Source organism: Thiogranum longum, assembly GCF_004339085.1.
Lineage (GTDB): Bacteria > Pseudomonadota > Gammaproteobacteria > DSM-19610 > DSM-19610 > Thiogranum > Thiogranum longum.
The window spans coordinates 381834-398693 of record NZ_SMFX01000001.1 but is presented as its reverse complement, the minus strand read 5'-3'; the positions used below and the strand labels follow the sequence as shown (position 1 = coordinate 398693).

The following is a 16860-nucleotide window of genomic DNA, read 5'->3' as shown; positions in this document are numbered from 1 at the left end:
GTTTCCCAGAGTGTTGTACCGTTAACCGCGGGCACGTTCTTCCAGCATGGCGACAGCCGGGAGCGTCTTGCCTTCGAGGTACTCGAGGAACGCGCCGCCGGCGGTAGAAATGTAGGAAACCTTGTCGTAAATATCGTATTTCTGGATTGCAGCGATAGTATCGCCGCCACCGGCCAGACTGAAGCCCTTTGAGTTGGCAATTGCCATGGCAACCGTTTTGGTGCCTTCGCCGAACTGGTCAAATTCAAACACGCCGACCGGACCGTTCCAGACGATGGTACCGGCCTTCTCGATAATGTCTGCCAGTTCCTGTGCGGATTTCGGCCCGATGTCGAAGATCATGTCGTCGTCTTCTACCTTGTCGGCATCCTTGATCACAGCGGGTTCGTTTTCATCAAACTTTTTGCCACACACCACGTCCACGGCAATCGGGATGTTGGCGCCGCGGGCTTTCATTTTTTCGATGAGCGCATTGGCTGTGTCCACCAGGTCATCTTCGCACAACGACTTGCCTACGTTGCAACCGACAGCCTTGAGGAAGGTGTTGGCAATACCGCCACCGACAACCAGCTGATCGACTTTTTCAGACAGGGCTTCCAGCACGGTCAGCTTGGTCGATACCTTGGAACCACCAACGATGGCTACCATCGGGCGCGCCGGGTTGGCCAGTGCCTTGGCGAGGCACTCCAGTTCGCTGGCCAGCAGCAGACCGGCGCAGGCGACTGGGGCGAATTTACCTACGCCGTGGGTGGACGCCTGGGCGCGATGCGCGGTACCGAAGGCATCCATTACGAACACGTCACACAGGGCCGCGTATTTCTTTGCCAGCGTCTCGTCGTCTTTCTTCTCGCCAACGTTGAAGCGGACGTTTTCCAGCAGTACGACCTCACCCTCGTCAACATCAAAACCACCATCGAGGTAGTCCTTGATCAGGCGCACGTCCTTGCCGAGCTTTTCGGCCAGGTTGGCCGCGATCGGCGCCATGGAGTTCTCTTCGTCAGGCTTGCCCTCTTCCGGACGTCCGCGGTGTGACATGACCATCACTTTCGCACCGGCTTTTGCACAGTGTTCGATGGTCGGCATGGAGGCGGTGATACGTGCGTCGGACGTCACTTTGCCATCTTTGACAGGAACGTTGAGATCAGCGCGAATCAACACACGCTTGCCGGCAAGATCGAGATCGGTCAGCTTGATAAAAGACATGATGGAACTCCGTTATTTTTTCAGAAACTTTTGCCAAACAGCGGTGCTTGGCAAAAGCCTCTGATTAACCCGTCACTGCGAGTCAACCTGTCATTGCGATGCCTTGACCCGCAAGGGTAAGGCATCGCAATGACGGGAATATTCTCGCAATGACGCGGGTGGTTCAGTTAATCAGGGCCTGCTATCCAACCGGTTAGTTGGCCGCAACGTGCTGCACAAAACGCAGCATGTTGCAGGTGTAACCGTATTCGTTGTCATACCAGGAAACGAGCTTGACGAAGGTGCCGTCCAGCGCGATACCAGCTTCTGAATCGAAGATGGAAGACTTGCCACAGCCACGGAAGTCAGTGGATACCACTTTTTCGTCGGTGTAGCCCAGCGTCTTGCTCATGTCGCCGATTTCAGAAGCCGCCTTCATGGCAGCACAGATTTCTTCGTAGGAAGCATCTTTTTCCAGCTCAACCGTCAGGTCAACTACGGACACGTCAGAGGTTGGTACGCGGAACGCCATACCGGTCAGCTTGCCGTTCAGTTCAGGCAGCACGACACCCACGGCCTTGGCGGCACCGGTGGAAGACGGGATGATGTTTTCCAGGATGCCGCGACCACCGCGCCAGTCTTTCATGGATGGACCATCAACGGTTTTCTGTGTTGCAGTTGCAGCATGAACAGTGGTCATCAGGCCACGCTTGATGCCCCACTTGTCATTCAGCACTTTGGCAACAGGTGCCAGGCAGTTGGTGGTGCAGGAGGCCGCAGAAACAATCGCCTGGCCGGCATAGGTGTCGTGGTTGACGCCGTACACGAACATCGGGGTGCCGTCCTTGGAAGGTGCGCTCTGCACAACTTTCTTTGCGCCGGCGTCGATGTGCTTCTGGCAGGTTTCTTCGGTGAGGAAGAAGCCGGTACACTCGATAATCAGGTCAGCGCCGATGTCGCCCCACTTCAGGTCGGACGGGTCACGCTCGGCGGTCAGGCGGATGGTCTTGCCGTTTACCACCAGATTGTTGCCGTCAACGGAAATGTCGCCGTCAAAGTTACCGTGTACGGAATCGTACTTGAGCATGTAGGCCAGGTAGTCTGCTTCCAGCAGGTCGTTGATGCCGACCACTTCGATGTCGCTGAAGTCTTTGGCGATTGCGCGGAATGCCATACGACCGATACGGCCGAAACCATTAATACCGACTTTGATTGTCATATTACTCTCTCCGTAATTCTCTTGGTGTTAACTGTAATAAAATTTCAACCATCCCTGTCATTGCGATACCTTGACCCGCAAGGGTAAGGTACCCGTAATGAAGCCCGCAGGGCTTCTATGGGCAAAGCGCGGCAACCTCTTTGGTCTGCTGCCAGGTTGCTGGAGATTGCTTCGCTTTGCTCGCAATGACGGGGCGTTATAAAAAAACCTACAGTACGTCTTCTACGGCCTTGGCCACGTTCTCCGTGGTGAAGCCGAAGTACTTGAACAGCTCACTGGCCGGTGCAGACTCGCCGAAGCGGTTGATACCGACCACCTTGCCGTCCAGACCTACGTACTTGATCCAGCCATCGGTCACGCCGGCTTCGACTGCCACGCGCGCCTTCACGGAAGACGGCAGCACCGATTCACGGTAAGCATCGTCCTGGGCATCGAATACATTGGTGGAAGGCATGGAAACCACGCGGATCTTCTTGCCGCTGAGCTGTTCCGCCGCATTCATGGCCAGCTCTACTTCGGAACCGGTGGCGATGATGATGGCGTCCGGCGTACCGTCGCAGTCCCTGAGGATATAACCCCCGCGTTCAATGGCGGCAATCTGGTCGGCACTGCGATTCTGGTGGGCCAGAGGCTGGCGCGAGAAGATCAGGCTGCTCGGGCCGTCCTTGCGTTCGATGGCAGCCTTCCAGCACACCGCAGATTCAACCGCGTCACACGGGCGCCAGACCTGCATATTCGGAATCATGCGCAGTGTTGCAGTCTGCTCTACCGGCTGGTGCGTGGGGCCATCTTCGCCCAGGCCAATGGAGTCGTGGGTATAAACGAAAATACTCTGGATCTTCATCAGTGCCGCCATACGCAGGGCGTTACGGGCATACTCGGAGAACATCAGGAAGGTAGCGCCGTAAGGAATGAAGCCACCGTGCAGTGAAGCGCCATTCATGATGGCGGACATACCGAACTCACGCACACCGTAGTAAATGTAGTTACCGTCAGATACCGTATTGCTGATGCCTTTGGAGCCGGACCAGATGGTCAGGTTGGAGCCGGCCAGATCAGCCGAACCGCCGAGGAATTCCGGCAGCAGCGGACCGAAGCCGTTGAGTGCATTCTGTGAAGCCTTGCGCGAAGCAATGGTCTCGGCTTTCTCGTTGACTTCGTTTATGAACTTCGCAGCACCTTCCGTCCAGTTGGCCGGCAGGTCGCCTGCCATGCGACGTTCGAACTCGGCGGCCAGATCCGGATAAGCCGCTTTGTAGGCCGAAAACTTTTCGTTCCACTCCGCTTCGGCAGCCGCACCCTTGTCCTTTGCATTCCAGCCGGCATAGATGTCTTCGGGAATTTCGAAGGGCGGATGATTCCAGCCCAGGTTCTCACGGGTGGCCTTGATTTCGTCATCACCCAGTGGTGCGCCGTGGCAGTCGTGACTGCCGCACAGGTTCGGCGCGCCATAACCGATGACGGTCTTGGTGCAGACCAGTGTGGGCTTGTCATTGACTGACTTGGCTTCATGAATCGCCTTGTCGATGGCCGCAGCATCGTGACCGTCGACGTCGCGGATCACGTGCCAGCCGTAGGCTTCGAAACGCTTGGGCGTATCATCGCTGAACCAGCCTTCGACGTGACCATCGATAGAAATACCATTGTCATCCCAGAAAGCAATCAGCTTGCCGAGACCCAGGGTGCCGGCCAGCGAGCAGGATTCGTGGGAGATACCTTCCATCATGCAGCCGTCGCCCATGAACACAAAGGTGTTGTGATCGACGATGTGATGGCCGTCGCGATTGAACTGTCCGGCCATGACCTTTTCAGCAATCGCCATACCGACACCATTGGTGATGCCCTGACCCAGCGGACCGGTGGTGGTTTCGACACCCGGTGCATAACCGTACTCCGGGTGACCCGGGGTCCTGGAGTGCAGCTGACGGAAGTTCTTCAGGTCATCGATTGACAGGTCGTAGCCGGTCAGGTGCAGCAGGGAGTAGATCAGCATGGAGCCGTGACCGTTGGACAGGATAAACCGGTCGCGGTCGACCCACTTGGGATTGTTGGGGTTGTGGTGCATGTGATCGTTCCACAGCACTTCGGCGATGTCCGCCATGCCCATGGGCGCACCGGGGTGGCCGGATTTGGCTTTTTGTACCGCGTCCATGCTCAAGGCACGAATCGCATTCGCTAGTTCTCTACGCGAGGCCATCGCTGTCTCCTGTTTCAGTGTCTTAAAAACCGGTTGCCGCCAGAATCGAAAAGCAGCGAAGCCGCCACACCCGCACGGGTGCGACCGACTGTGAATGTATTCTCTGCCAAGCCGTGCGCTGTACCTGACCGCGCATCTGGCGTCGCATCCGGCGCGTGGCGCAAACCTGCGCGTCGGCCATCTGGCCGGGTCGGATCGAGCGCGACATTCTCCAACAGATGGGGAGCGGGGGCAACCGTTGATTTATACAGGCGACGATTCATTGACGCCCACACCTTCGGAACGCAAAGTTACCCTTATAAAGGTATAAATATTACTCAGCCAGACTCAGGCGGCGTCATTCTTCCATTTTATGGAACAACCCATGCTCGGCACCTGCTCCTCCGGCCCCTTACCGGTATGGGCCACCTGCGCCATGGCCTCGAACAGGTCGCGGCGGGCATCGGCTGACGCGGCTTCCTTGCGACTGGCGTCGAGGCGACCCCGGTACTGCAGTTCCAGGTCGGCGTTGTAGCCGAAGAAATCCGGCGTACAGACCGCCCCATAGGCGCGGGCGACGTCCTGGGTTTCATCTATAAGGTAAGGGAAGGGAAAATTTTCCCGCTCGGCGACTGCTTTCATGTTTTCAAACGAGTCCTCGGCATACTCGGCCGGATCATTGGACATGATGGCCACGCTGTTTACCCCCAGATCCCTGAGCTCGCGGGTGTCCCTTACCAGGCGGTCCAGAATGGCTTTTACATAGGGGCAATGGTTACAGATAAACATGACCAGCAGGCCTTTCTCGCCCTTGCACTGGTCCAGCGTCCAGACCTTGCCATCGACGCCGGGCAAGGCGAAATCAATGACCGGCGTACCGAAATCACAAACTGGTGTTTTCAATGAAACCATAACTACTTGCCCCTGATGATCCTGAACATAACCAGACTTGCCGTAACCTGCTCTACCGCAGCAACATGATCAGCGCGCGCATGTTCACCCGGACTTTACAGAAGACTGTCTTGATTTTCGACAATGAACGAACGACTACCTCCCGGTCAACGACAGAACCTATTTAACTGATAAATATGTCTTTTTAATGACTAGTCACGCCAAAGGAGATTAACACCACTGTCGGATACTTTAACGAAAAATTCATCCTCAATAATGCTCAAACATGTAATGATTTGTTTATCCTGACTATTTTAACTTGGGAATAAATATTGCTTACGTGTTTGGCGTGTCTTTGCGTATAAGCAGGGTTATCCCTGTAAAAATCAAGCCGCGAAGCCGGAATAACTAAAAACGGGCGAGAAAGCAGGATGTCTTGCTCGACAAAGGTTGGCACCCCATGCGGGTTGCCTGACACTTTGGAAAATATTACTAAAAGACAAGCTCTCGGAGGAGTCGAAAATAATGATACGGAAAACAGCACACAGGAAGCTTGTGCTTCCACTGGTCGGCATGGGGTTATTGCTGGCCTCGACTGCCAGTCATTCTGCCGCTATCACACTGGATGGAGACCTGACCGACCTGATCGCAACCGTCAACGCAGCGCCAAACCAGTCAGGCAGCGTAGTTGATCCCGGCGATGATGCTGAAAACAATGGTTTCGACATCACAAACGCCTACTTCACCTACGATATCGCCTCCGACACCTTTTACCTCGGCTTCCAGACTTTCGGGGCTTTCGGTACTGCCGGTGGCAACGAAGGCGTTGGTTTCCCCAGCTGCAACCTGGACCAGCCCGGAGGTAACAGTGGTGCAGCCGGCCTGTTTGACGGGTGCGAGAACGTGGGCTTCTCAATCGATCTGGGCAGTGACGGCAGCTCTGGCGGCATCATTGAGTTCCAGTTCGACGTAAAAGGCGATGCCATTGTGGACAGTGGACTTAACAGCGAACAATCGCCAATACTTGGGGCCGATAACACTGCAGGCGCAACCGTCAACTGGATTGCGAGCGAAGCCAACGACGGCGTTGAATTCAGCGTCACCGGCCTGGGGCCACTGGGCTTCTCTTTTGCCAACCCGCTGGATCTCACTGTCGAATTCCTTGCCGGCACAGGCAACAACTTCGGCCCGGAGGATTTCGCCACGATCAACACTCAACTGGTACCCGTACCCGCAGCCGTCTGGCTGTTCGGTTCCGGCCTGCTCGGCCTGGTTGGCCTGGGTCGGCGACGCCCGGCCTGAACCACACGGGGCAACAAGACCCAGGGTGCGGAAAAAGCATGCGCACCACTAAGAATACTTACTGACACTGGAATCAGGAAAGGATGATCCAGCGTCCTTCAAGGAGCCAAGCATGAAGATAATAACACCAATCAAGTCGGCTTTACTGTCCGCAGCACTGGCGCTAACCACCAGCTTTTCAGCGACTGCAGCCAACACCTACACCATTCTGGACGCTAACGAACTGGCATTTCCGAGCGGGTATGACATCAAGGAAATTACCTTTACCCTGAACGCAGACTTTTCCCTGACCGCAGAAATCTTCCCTACGGGCATCCCGGGTGACACCGATGGCGATGGTGACCCTAACGCTTCCAGCTCCACCATCCCGGATGAACCCGGGGTTGGCTCGCTCGAGTATCTCGAAATCGATATGGAGTGCGGCGCGACAGACCAGGGCACAGGGACCTGCGTACCGAACGTTGTCTTCATCTACACGAACAACACGTTGACGGTCGCTCCGACCGACAGCCAGATCACCGGTCTTGATCAGTATGTTACGTTTGACGTACTGCTCGACCGCTATGTTTTGACCATTACTGACCTGATGGCATTCAAAACCGCACTGGGCGTTTCCACAACCTCGGTGAACTTTGGTGCCTTCAGCTTCATTGCCAGTTTCGCCGATGGACAGCCGGATGACTTGGTACCGGATAATGCGGTCTGTGAATTTGTCACACTGGATCCGCCCCTGGTCACACAGTGTGGCCTGACGCTGGAAAAGGTTGCGAATGTCAGCACAGTCGGACCGATAGACGCCATGATATCCGACCAGATCGGCGAACATAATGACAGTGACAGTGGCGATGACAAGGATGGCAGCGGTGACTCGGACGACAGCGACGTTGACCCCGCCAGCCTGACCTGTGGCTGTAAGGGCAAGGTGACAGATCTCGAACTGATGTACACGGGCGCAGGCACTGTCAACGTGGATGTCAATCGCGTCGGGCCGTTTGCCTCCGACCTGTTCGACGGTACCGTACAGAACGGTGTGCCTTTCACCGTTTCCGGCATCGACTTTGGACCCAAGGGTTTCAAAGGCACCCTGGGTGTTGCCATCAGCCTTAGCGTCGATGGTGGCGAGCCCGTCGAACTGCACACCAGTTGCTCGGAACCGATTGGACCCGGCAAGGTCGTAGGGGACTTCGTGGTGCTTTCCGGCAACAGTCGCAAGCTCACGCAACCACTCTGCCCCATGGATCCGACAGCCTGTCCGGTTAACCAGCAGGTGACATACACCTACACGGTGATCAACAGCGGCACTGATGTCACCGGCCTGGTCGTAACTGACGACAAGATGGTTGACCCGGTCGGTGGGCCAGTTGACCTGCTAGCGAACAGCAGTGCCTCCTTCACGGCTGATGCCTGCTTGTTCGAGACAACAACCAACATCGCTAATGCCTCGGGCCTGCTGGCTGACGGCCAGACCTGCAGCTCCAACACAGCAACGGTCACCGTCGAAATGTTGCAACCACCAGAACCTGACCCTTGCATGGGTTCGGTCGACAGTGACAGCGACAGTGGCTATGACGGCAACGCCAACGGTGACTCGGATGACAGTGATGCCGACAGCGGTGACCTCGACTGCGATGGTGACAGCGACACGATGCCGCCCACACCGATTATCTACGAAGGTTGCGGCCCGTCCTTCTGGAAGAAGAATAGCAACATCGGCGCATGGACAGCCTACTCACCGGGTGACCGCTTTGACTCGATCTTCGGTGTCGATGCGGCAGGCAACAAGAGCCTGAAACGTACCCTGAAGAGCAAGGGCAAGAAAAGCCAGGGTCTGGGACGCCACGCCACGGCAGCCATGCTCAATGCCGCCAATCCGGACGTGAACTACATGTACACGACCGGCGAGGTTATCTCGATAGTCGTAGACGCTTACGCAACCGGTGATTACGACACGGCGAAGAACATCCTGAAGGAACAGAACAAGAAAGGATGCCCGATTAACAACTGAACCGGGTGGTCCGGGAGAACCGGATCATCACCCGAAAGCCCCGCCACCCGGCGGGGCTTTTTTATGTGCGCTCTTCTGGCGCGAAACATCCAGACCTACCTTACCGCCCACAGGACTTGTTACACTAGGGTTATGTCGAACTCACTGGAATCCCTGTCTTTCAGGCAAAGCCTATGATCGAGGGTAACGCACACCGGTACACCGCCACCCTGCTGTTTATTCTGATAACCGGCACCTACGTCACGCTGGCCATTTATTACCCGGTGGACTATATCCGTGCCACCTATGAAGACATGTATGGAGAATGGACGCAGACTTTTCTGTTCGCGACTGCGTTTGTCCTGTCACTTCTGCTGACGACCTCCCCGAACCGTCGCCAGAGACCTTTCTTTATTCTGCTGTCCATTGCGCTCTTCTATGTCGTAATGGAAGAAATCTCCTGGGGCCAGCGGCTGTTCGGTTTCGAAACACCCGACTTCTTCCGGCGCTACAACCTGCAGGATGAAACGAACATCCACAATCTGCTGGTCGGGCCGGTCAGCACGCTGACAAAACAATTCATCGAATACGCGCTTGCCAGCGCACTGACACTGTACGGCCTGGTCTACCCCCTCCTGATCAGGGCCAGGTGGCAGCCGGCCCTGACCCTGGAATCATCAGGTCTTGTAGCACCCCCTCTCTACCTCTGGCCGTTTTTTGTTACTGCGGCATTCCTGGAGCTTGGACAACTGAATTTCAATGAAGCCGAAATCGCCGAAGTTCTGATTGCATTTGCGCTGGCCGCGATGAGCGCCCACTACTGGCTGCTTCGGCACCAGCCGGAAACGCTTGGGAATTCAATCCCTTCGTGGAAAATTGCCCTGCTGATGACTGGTATCCTCGGCGGAGCAATAGCCCTTGCCACAGTAACAACCAATTCCATGTTATCTGACCCGGGGAAAGCGCCAAGAATTCAAGGGCGCTTGCTAAACGGCTACGAGAAATTCGCCCATCGTTACGAGCGCTACGACCAGTGGCAGACAGCCCTGAAACTTTATCTCGCCGTACACCGGAAAGAACCTGCGCGTACCTCCATCATGCGAAAAATCGCCAATTGCTATCAGCAGACCGGCAACCGTGCACTGTTCCTCCGCTACAACCAGATGGCGATCGATACCGCCCTGAAGATCTATGCCCGCAACCCCGGAAAAGTCTCCACCAACCTGTCACTGGCGAGAAGTTACCGGCAACGAGGCGATGAAGCCCGCGCCCGACAACATCTGCAGCGTGCGCTCCGCACAGCGCGCAGCCGCGTGGAAAAAAACCCTGGCAGTGCACATGCGGCCTACTGGCTGGCCAAAACCTACCGTGACATGCGTCAGTACAACCAGGCGCTGTCAGAATACCAAAGAGCTGTCGAGCTTGACCCAGGCTCGACCAAATACCTGAAAGCCTATACATATATGCGAACACGCATGGGTAAAGCTGCACGTACTACCGTAGCACCATGATTTTAAACGGGTTCGGCAACCACGCCGGACTCTGCCCGGAGAGGATTTGACCCACACCGGAATTTCCACCACAATACTTTAAAGCGCCGATTTGAAATCAGATTGCGGGCGCTCTATAAATTCGGCTAAAGCGAGGAAAACAAAGCATTTCCAGAACCCGCTTGAGCTGATGCCAGGCGGGTTTTTTGTTTTTGGGAGATCAATATAATGAGCGAACACCTTTTTACCTCGGAATCCGTATCCGAAGGCCACCCGGATAAAATGTCAGACCAGGTGTCGGACGCCGTTCTCGACGCCATCCTCGCCGAAGACCCGCATGCGCGTGTCGCCTGCGAGACGTTGTTCAAAACCGGTATGGTCTTGATTGCAGGTGAAATTACCACCACCGCCAAGCCGGATTACGAGCACATCATGCGCGACACCATCAAGCAGATCGGCTACACCAGCTCCGAGATGGGTTTTGATTATGAAACCTGTGCTGTCATGACGGCGCTGGGCGTTCAGTCTCCGGATATCAATCAGGGTGTTGACCGCGCAAAACCGGAAGACCAGGGTGCAGGCGACCAGGGCCTGATGTTCGGCTATGCCACCAACGAAACCGATGTGTTGATGCCGGCACCAATCACCTACGCGCACCGTCTGGTTCACCGCCAGTCGGAAATGCGCCACAAGGGCATCCTTGCCTGGTTGCGCCCGGATGCCAAGAGCCAGGTCACGTTCCGCTACAAGGATGGCAAACCCGTCGCCATCGACGCCGTTGTGCTGTCTACCCAGCACGCACCGGACATCGACCATGTGGAGCTGGAAGAAGCCGTGATGGAACACATCATCAAGCCGGTACTGCCGAGCGAATGGCTGACGGCTGATACGCAATATCACATTAACCCGACCGGCGCCTTCGTGATTGGCGGCCCGATGGGCGATGCCGGCCTGACGGGACGCAAGATCATTGTCGATACCTATGGGGGCGCCGCACGTCACGGTGGTGGCGCATTCTCGGGCAAGGACCCCTCCAAGGTGGACCGTTCCGCCGCTTATGCCGGGCGCTATGTCGCCAAGAATATTGTCGCGGCCGGGCTGGCAGATCGCTGCGAGATCCAGGTGTCCTATGCCATTGGTGTAGCGAACCCGACGTCAATCATGGTCGAGACGTTTGGCACCGGCAAGATCAGCGACGAGCGCATCACTGAGCTGGTGCGCGAGCACTTTGATCTGCGACCCTATGGCATTCTCACCATGCTTGATCTGCTCAATACCGACCAGATCAAGTACCGCAAGACTGCGGCCTACGGACATTTTGGCCGTGAGCATGAGGGCTTTACCTGGGAGAACACGGACAAGGCGGAAGACCTGCGGGCGGATGCCGGCATCTAAAACGCCTGTGTTTACAGGGGACAGATTTGAAATCTGTCCCCACTAATCTATAATTGCAGACCTTCAAATTTGGCTGTGTTCCCCGAGGGGCGCTGCAGCGGGCGATGCCCGCCAGGCTCGGGGAAACCAGCATCTCAAAACAACGGCGCTCGACCTTAAGCAACCTTTAAGGGAGAGGCACCATGAACGCTGTACTCAATTCAAGTAACGATTATAAAGTCGCCGATATTTCACTGGCCGACTGGGGCCGCAAGGAAATTCTCATTGCGGAAGTCGAAATGCCCGGCCTGATGGCACTGCGCGAAGAGTTTGGCGCACAAAAACCACTGAAGGGCGCGCGCATCACCGGCAGCCTGCACATGACCATCCAGACGGCCGTGTTGATCGAAACATTGATCGACCTGGGCGCCGAAGTACGCTGGGCATCCTGCAACATCTATTCAACCCAGGATCAGGCCGCGGCGGCGATTGCCGCTGCCGGCATACCGGTCTTCGCCTGGAAAGGCGAAACTATCGAAGAATACTGGTGGTGTACCGAACAGGCACTGAACTGGCCCGACGGTCAGATGCCCAACATGATCCTCGACGATGGCGGCGATGCCACCCTGCTGATCCACAAGGGTGTCGAATTCGAAAAGGCCGGTGCTGTTCCGGAAACCAAAGCCGACGACAACGAGGAATGGAAAGCCATTCTGGATGTGCTGCGCCGCAATCTGGCAAGTGAGCCGGGCAAGTGGCAGAAGATGGCTGAGAGTATCAGGGGCGTTACCGAGGAAACCACTACCGGCGTTCACCGCCTGTACCAGATGCAGGAAGCCGGTGAGCTGCTGTTCCCCGCCATGAACGTCAACGACTCGGTCACCAAGTCCAAGTTCGACAACCTGTACGGCTGCCGTGAATCACTGCTCGACGGCATCAAGCGCGCCACTGATGTGATGATTGCCGGCAAGATCTGCGTGGTGCTGGGTTACGGAGATGTTGGCAAGGGTTGCGCACAGGCCTATCGCGGCATGGGTGCCACTGTAATGGTGACAGAAATCGATCCTATCTGCGCCTTGCAGGCCGCGATGGAAGGCTATCGTGTCGTGACCATGGAAGACGCCGCCGCCATCGGCGACATCTTTGTCACCACTACCGGCAACATGAGCGTGATTACACACGACCATATGGCGGCGATGAAGAATGAAGCCATCGTCTGCAACATCGGACACTTCGATTCTGAAATCGATATCGCCTCACTGGAAAAATACCAGTGGGAAGAAATCAAGCCGCAGGTGGATCACGTAATCTTCCCGGATGGCAAGAAAATCATCATTCTTGCCAAGGGTCGCCTGGTAAACCTGGGTTGTGCGACCGGTCACCCGAGTTTTGTGATGTCAGCATCCTTCACCAACCAGGTGATGGCGCAGATGGAACTGTTCAATAACGGTGAAAGCTACGAGAACAACGTTTTCGTTCTGCCCAAACACCTGGACGAAAAGGTTGCACGCCTGCATCTGCAGAAAATCGGTGCACAATTGACCAGTCTGTCGCCGGAACAGGCCGAGTACCTGGGCATTCCGGTGGAAGGCCCGTACAAGCCGAACCATTACCGCTACTGAGCCGGGTTGCGGTCGTCCCGCCACAGGGGACGGCCGGCCTGATTGAACTTTTCCTGTCATTGCGATGCCCTGCCTTCGGGTCAGGGCATCGCAATGACGGGGGAAATTTTCAGGTGTACTTAAGTTCTATCAATCCATGCCGGAGTGATCGACACTCATGGAATCACAAAAAAAATATCCCCGCGTATACAGTTTCGAGTTCTTTCCACCCAAAACCGACGAGGGTGCCGCCAAACTGCGCGCCACACGTAATGAGCTGGCGAAACTCAAACCGCGTTTTTTTTCCGTTACGTTTGGTGCCGGTGGTTCAACACGCGAGCGTACGTTTGATACTGTCAGCGAGATACAACACGACTCGGACATCGAGGCGGCCCCACACCTGTCCTGTGTCGGATCGACAAAAGATAATATCCGCGAGATTCTTGATCTTTACCGGAAAGAGAACATTCGCCATATTGTCGCGCTGCGTGGCGACCTGCCTTCGGGCATGGGGCAACCCGGCGAATTCCGCTATGCCAACGAGCTTGTAGCATTTATTCGCGCCGAAACCGGCGACCATTTTCATATCGAAGTCGCAGCCTACCCGGAGTTTCACCCACAGGCCGCGAATGCAGATGTTGATATCGATAATTTCAAACGTAAGGTCGAAGCCGGTGCAGACAGCGCGATTACACAATACTTCTTCAACGCGGATGCCTATTTTGGTTTTGTCGATGCCTGCGAGGAACGCGGTATCGACATCCCTGTTGTTCCCGGCATTATGCCGATAACCAACTACACACAACTTGCGCGTTTCTCCGATATGTGTGGCGCGGAAATTCCGCGCTGGATTCGCAAGCGGCTGGAGGCCTGCGGCGATGACCGTGACGCCATCCGTGCGTTCGGCGCTGATGTCGTAACGGATATGTGCCAGCGCCTGCTGGATGCCGGCGCTCCGGGCCTGCACTTCTACACCATGAATCAGGCCGGACCGACACGCCAAATCTGGGAACGACTCAACCTCGGCTGAGTATCCATGAACCGGCCCATACAACATAATGCCGACCTCGCTGCACGCGACCTTTCCGTTGTGTGGCATCCCTGCACACAGATGAAGGACCATGAGTCGCTGCCGATGATCCCTATCCGTCGTGGCGAGGGTATCTGGCTGGAAGATTTCGAAGGCAACCGTTACATGGATGCCATCAGCTCATGGTGGGTCAATCTGTTCGGGCACTGTAACCCGCACATCAATGCCGCCCTGACAGAACAGCTCAATACACTGGAGCACACCCTGCTGGCCGGCTTTACTCACCCGGCCGCAATCGAACTGGCGGAGAAACTGGTATCGGTTACGCCCCCCGGACTGGATCGCTGTTTTTTTGCCGACAACGGCTCATCGGCCATCGAAGTTGCACTGAAGATGAGCTTTCACTACTGGCTCAACCAGGGCGAGCCTGGCAGGACAAAATTCATTACGCTGGAAAACAGTTACCACGGCGAAACCCTGGGCGCGCTCGCCGTCGGCAATGTGGAATTGTACCGCGATACGTACGGCCCGTTACTGATGGAAACCATTCGCGTACCTTCACCGGACTGCTTCCTGCGCGAGCAGGGTGAGTCGTGCGCCGACTATAGCCGGCGTGCATTTTCGCATATGGAAAATGCCCTCGAAAAACATGCCGGCGTAGTCTGCGCTGTTATCGTTGAACCACTGGTGCAGTGCGCCGGTTCCATGCGCATGTATGACCCGGTATACCTCAGCCTGCTGCGTGAAGCCTGCGACCGCCACAATGTTCACCTTATCGCCGACGAGATTGCCGTCGGCTTTGGGCGGACCGGGACGCTGTTCGCCTGCGAACAGGCAGGCATCAGCCCGGATTTTATGTGCTTGTCCAAAGGGCTTACCGGGGGTTACCTTCCACTGTCTACTGTGCTGACACGGGACGTGGTTTACCAGGCCTTCTACGATGACTACGAAAAACTGTCGGCTTTCCTGCACTCGCACAGCTACACCGGCAATGCACTCGCCTGCCGCGCCGCACTCGCCACACTGGAGATATTTTCCGGACAGGATGTCATCGGGCAAAACCATGAACTTGCACGGTATATGGCAAACGCCACCGCGCATTTCCAGGAACATCCCAACGTCGCCGAAGTTCGCCAGACGGGCATGATACTGGCAATCGAACTGGTAAAAGACCGGAAAACCCGAGAGCCCTATGCCTGGCAGGAAAGACGGGGACTGAAAGTCTATCGTCACGGCCTGGAGTGTGGCGTACTGCTTCGCCCACTCGGAAACGTGGTGTATTTTATGCCGCCGTATGTCATCAGCAAGGATGAAATCGATACCCTGGCCAGGGTTGCCTGGGAAGGCATTCTGAAAGCCGTCACTGACTGATGCGCCTGTCCCGCCTTTATACTGACCAAGCCATGGATGAGGGCATTCAGCTCACTCTGGATAAAAACAGCAGCCACTACCTGCTGCACGTACTCCGACTCAAACCCGGCAATGCACTGATCATGTTCAACGGGAATGGCTTTGAGTACAACGCCCGGCTTGAGCAGGCAACAAAAAAGCAGGCTGTGGTCAGCATACTTGAACGCATGGCACCACAACGTGAATCCCCCCTGCATATCGAAATCGGTCAGGGTATCGCGCGAGGTGAACGCATGGATTTTGTCCTTCAGAAATCGGTGGAACTCGGCGCCAGTGTTATTTCTCCACTATGGACGCAGCATTCTCAGGTACGACTGGATGAAAAGCGACTGGAAAAGCGACTGGAGCACTGGAAGGGTGTGGTGGTTTCAGCCTGTGAGCAGTCCGGTCGCCTCACGCTGCCCGAAATCAGACCACCCTCCGATCTTGCCAGCTGGCTTGAGGCACCGACAGACAGCCTGGACCTGGTGCTCTCCCCCTGCTCGGGAAAGACACTGAAGGATTTACAACCCGCAAGCGATATTCGCATACTGATTGGCCCTGAAGGTGGACTGCAGGAAGATGAAATACGCGCAGCCGAAGCAAACGGTTTTCAGGCCATCCGCCTCGGCCCGCGGATTTTACGTACAGAAACGGCCGCCCTGGCAACACTCACAGCTCTGCAAGTACTGTGGGGCGATCTTTCTGCTTAACCGCGAGAAACCTGATCAGACAGGCCTTTCCAGACTTCGGAGACCACAGTCTGCACCACTTCCAGGTTCGGAATAAGTGCCTGCTCACTACCGATCTGGACACTGTCAGCCACGGTTTCAGGGAGATTGTTTGTTGCCATCAGGGAAGGCCCGAGCGCATCCTCATCTGCACTGAACAAGCGAGGGATACCGGTTGTTACCATTGCATAAAAAGAAAGCTCTGATTCCGGCATAACTGAATTCATGATGGAGATGCGTGCACCCCGCCCGCCCTGCGGGAGACTGAAACCACATAAACGCTCCATGGAAATAATCGGGATCTGTTTCTCACGCCAGAGCAATCCACCCAGCAGCCAGTCAGGTCCCGACTGGATCATGTCCAGTGGCTGGTAATTGATAACTTCAGCAATAGCGACATTGGGAAGCAACAGGTTTACACCTTCCAGTGGTACCCACAGGCTTCTTACCGATTCAACAACTGCATTCATAATCTACTACTCCCTGTCAAA

General features: G+C 55.8%; 13 protein-coding genes and 1 riboswitch. Of the genes, 8 read left to right on the top strand and 5 right to left on the bottom strand.

Going from position 1 to position 16860, the window contains the following annotated elements; all coding sequences use genetic code 11:
• Positions 1–21: 21 nt before the first annotated feature.
• From DFR30_RS01885 to DFR30_RS01870, 4 genes are all read right to left on the bottom strand, one after another.
• Complete coding sequence (locus tag DFR30_RS01885) at positions 22–1203, bottom strand: phosphoglycerate kinase (RefSeq protein WP_132971052.1); 1182 nt, start codon at positions 1201–1203, stop codon at positions 22–24.
• A 193-nt stretch (positions 1204–1396) separates the two neighbouring features.
• Positions 1397–2401 (bottom strand): type I glyceraldehyde-3-phosphate dehydrogenase, encoded by a 1005-nt coding sequence (gene gap, locus DFR30_RS01880; RefSeq protein WP_132971051.1) that lies wholly within the window; start codon positions 2399–2401, stop codon positions 1397–1399.
• Positions 2402–2609: 208 nt separating this feature from the next.
• The gene (tkt, locus tag DFR30_RS01875; RefSeq protein ID WP_132971050.1) at positions 2610–4598 is read right to left on the bottom strand and encodes a transketolase; all 1989 of its coding nucleotides are present in this window, start codon (positions 4596–4598) and stop codon (positions 2610–2612) included.
• A 327-nt stretch (positions 4599–4925) separates the two neighbouring features.
• Positions 4926–5489 (bottom strand): thioredoxin family protein, encoded by a 564-nt coding sequence (locus tag DFR30_RS01870; protein WP_132971049.1) that lies wholly within the window; start codon positions 5487–5489, stop codon positions 4926–4928.
• 504 nt (positions 5490–5993) lie between these two features.
• On the opposite strand from DFR30_RS01870, the gene DFR30_RS14380 reads away from it, so the two are divergent.
• From DFR30_RS14380 to DFR30_RS01830, 8 genes are all read left to right on the top strand, one after another.
• A complete protein-coding gene (locus DFR30_RS14380; RefSeq protein WP_207891787.1) occupies positions 5994–6770 on the top strand; it encodes a hypothetical protein in 777 nt (258 codons plus the stop codon).
• Between the two features lie 112 nt (positions 6771–6882).
• Positions 6883–8775 (top strand): DUF7467 domain-containing protein, encoded by a 1893-nt coding sequence (locus tag DFR30_RS01860; RefSeq protein WP_132971048.1) that lies wholly within the window; start codon positions 6883–6885, stop codon positions 8773–8775.
• A 173-nt stretch (positions 8776–8948) separates the two neighbouring features.
• Positions 8949–10265 carry a tetratricopeptide repeat protein gene (locus tag DFR30_RS01855; RefSeq protein ID WP_132971047.1) on the top strand — a complete coding sequence of 439 codons (1317 nt, stop codon included), beginning with the start codon at positions 8949–8951 and terminating at the stop codon, positions 10263–10265.
• A 207-nt stretch (positions 10266–10472) separates the two neighbouring features.
• Positions 10473–11639: a methionine adenosyltransferase gene (metK, locus tag DFR30_RS01850; RefSeq protein WP_132971046.1), complete on the top strand. Its 1167-nt coding sequence runs from the start codon at positions 10473–10475 to the stop codon at positions 11637–11639.
• Positions 11640–11717: 78 nt separating this feature from the next.
• Positions 11718–11797, top strand: a riboswitch (S-adenosyl-L-homocysteine riboswitch).
• A 24-nt stretch (positions 11798–11821) separates the two neighbouring features.
• Positions 11822–13240 carry an adenosylhomocysteinase gene (gene ahcY / locus DFR30_RS01845; protein ID WP_132971045.1) on the top strand — a complete coding sequence of 473 codons (1419 nt, stop codon included), beginning with the start codon at positions 11822–11824 and terminating at the stop codon, positions 13238–13240.
• 157 nt (positions 13241–13397) lie between these two features.
• Positions 13398–14249, top strand: a complete 852-nt coding sequence (gene metF, locus DFR30_RS01840; RefSeq protein WP_132971044.1) for a methylenetetrahydrofolate reductase [NAD(P)H] — start codon at positions 13398–13400, stop codon at positions 14247–14249.
• 6 nt (positions 14250–14255) lie between these two features.
• Positions 14256–15620 carry an adenosylmethionine--8-amino-7-oxononanoate transaminase gene (locus DFR30_RS01835; RefSeq protein ID WP_132971043.1) on the top strand — a complete coding sequence of 455 codons (1365 nt, stop codon included), beginning with the start codon at positions 14256–14258 and terminating at the stop codon, positions 15618–15620.
• Positions 15620–16351: a 16S rRNA (uracil(1498)-N(3))-methyltransferase gene (locus tag DFR30_RS01830; protein WP_132971042.1), complete on the top strand. Its 732-nt coding sequence runs from the start codon at positions 15620–15622 to the stop codon at positions 16349–16351. The genes DFR30_RS01835 and DFR30_RS01830 overlap by 1 nt, the downstream gene beginning before the upstream one ends.
• Here the strand turns inward: DFR30_RS01830 and DFR30_RS01825 are convergent.
• Entirely contained in the window at positions 16348–16839 is a 492-nt protein-coding gene (locus DFR30_RS01825) for a chemotaxis protein CheW (RefSeq protein WP_132971041.1), read from the bottom strand. The genes DFR30_RS01830 and DFR30_RS01825 overlap by 4 nt on opposite strands.
• Between the last annotated feature and the right edge of the window lie 21 nt (positions 16840–16860).

Bases quoted from the DNA above. Each gene is read 5' to 3' on its own strand.
- DFR30_RS01885 (WP_132971052.1), bottom strand. From the start codon at position 1,203: ATGTCTTTTATCAAGCTGACCGATCTCGATCTTGCCGGCAAGCGTGTG.
- DFR30_RS14380 (WP_207891787.1), top strand. From the start codon at position 5,994: ATGATACGGAAAACAGCACACAGGAAGCTTGTGCTTCCACTGGTCGGC.
- DFR30_RS01870 (WP_132971049.1), bottom strand. From the start codon at position 5,489: ATGGTTTCATTGAAAACACCAGTTTGTGATTTCGGTACGCCGGTCATT.
- metK (WP_132971046.1), top strand. From the start codon at position 10,473: ATGAGCGAACACCTTTTTACCTCGGAATCCGTATCCGAAGGCCACCCG.
- DFR30_RS01825 (WP_132971041.1), bottom strand. From the start codon at position 16,839: ATGAATGCAGTTGTTGAATCGGTAAGAAGCCTGTGGGTACCACTGGAA.
- ahcY (WP_132971045.1), top strand. From the start codon at position 11,822: ATGAACGCTGTACTCAATTCAAGTAACGATTATAAAGTCGCCGATATT.
- DFR30_RS01860 (WP_132971048.1), top strand. From the start codon at position 6,883: ATGAAGATAATAACACCAATCAAGTCGGCTTTACTGTCCGCAGCACTG.
- DFR30_RS01830 (WP_132971042.1), top strand. From the start codon at position 15,620: ATGCGCCTGTCCCGCCTTTATACTGACCAAGCCATGGATGAGGGCATT.
- DFR30_RS01855 (WP_132971047.1), top strand. From the start codon at position 8,949: ATGATCGAGGGTAACGCACACCGGTACACCGCCACCCTGCTGTTTATT.
- gap (WP_132971051.1), bottom strand. From the start codon at position 2,401: ATGACAATCAAAGTCGGTATTAATGGTTTCGGCCGTATCGGTCGTATG.
- tkt (WP_132971050.1), bottom strand. From the start codon at position 4,598: ATGGCCTCGCGTAGAGAACTAGCGAATGCGATTCGTGCCTTGAGCATG.
- DFR30_RS01835 (WP_132971043.1), top strand. From the start codon at position 14,256: ATGAACCGGCCCATACAACATAATGCCGACCTCGCTGCACGCGACCTT.
- metF (WP_132971044.1), top strand. From the start codon at position 13,398: ATGGAATCACAAAAAAAATATCCCCGCGTATACAGTTTCGAGTTCTTT.